This window comes from Vibrio marinisediminis, assembly GCF_014050145.1.
Taxonomy (GTDB): Bacteria; Pseudomonadota; Gammaproteobacteria; order Enterobacterales; family Vibrionaceae; genus Vibrio; species Vibrio marinisediminis.
In genome coordinates, this window is sequence record NZ_JACFYF010000171.1 from 1 (window position 1) to 298 (window position 298).

General features: G+C 25.5%; 1 protein-coding gene. It reads right to left on the reverse strand.

The annotated features are described in order from the left end of the window. Window positions 1–205: hypothetical protein (locus tag H2O73_RS23825; protein WP_220457732.1), on the reverse strand; the 205-nt coding region annotated here is incomplete at its 3' end. Window positions 206–298: the final 93 nt, after the last annotated feature.

Consider the following 298-nt stretch of genomic DNA (forward strand, 5'->3'; position numbering starts at 1 on the left):
TTAAAGGCAACTTTTCATGCAATTTTTGTTCACTTAACGGTTTTAAAATGGGATCTACAATTTTTTGCATAAGCTGAATACTATATGCTCTATCTTCTTCTCCACTTGCACCTCTAATCACCTCATTTTCTTGCGTTTGTTTTTGTCCACAGGATATATTAAAAATGAGAATTGTAATTGTAATTATAACTTTAAAATACTTCATTGAAAATTGATTTAATTATACTAATTTGCTTCTATTATTATATTGATAGTCTTTAAATTATTATCTATAAAAATGCACTTATTTTTTTACCTC